The sequence below is a fragment of the Pseudomonas sp. A25(2017) genome, assembly GCF_002001065.1.
GTDB classification, from domain to species: Bacteria; Pseudomonadota; Gammaproteobacteria; order Pseudomonadales; family Pseudomonadaceae; genus Aquipseudomonas; species Aquipseudomonas kilonensis.
This window is the reverse complement of the sequence record NZ_MUOA01000006.1, coordinates 1-255: the sequence shown is the minus strand read 5'-3', so window position 1 is coordinate 255 and position 255 is coordinate 1. Positions and strand designations below refer to the sequence as shown.

Here is a 255-nt window from a genome sequence, read left to right as displayed (position 1 = left end):
TGCGCTTCCGATCTCTCGTTAGCGGGAGGCGAATTCTACAGCGTTACTCGCTGCTGTCAACACCTCTTTTTCACCGCTTTCGACCGAGAAGATCGAATCGCCGATAGAGCCAAACAACACCGCTCTATCTGCTCCTTCCGGGCTTCGATGACCTGAAGCCCAACACCTTCGAAACTTACTTAACTCATTGAATCTCAAGGAGTTTTCCGTTTCGACTGCGCCGGAAGTGGGGCGAATTATAGACTTCCAGAATCT

General features: G+C 50.6%; 1 protein-coding gene. It reads right to left on the bottom strand.

Annotation, left to right across the window (positions count from 1 at the left end; all coding sequences use genetic code 11):
* Nucleotides 1-18: 18 nt before the first annotated feature.
* Nucleotides 19-255, bottom strand: a 237-nt coding sequence (locus tag B0E42_RS31315) for a hypothetical protein (RefSeq protein WP_218191449.1), incomplete at its 5' end; no start/stop codon positions are given.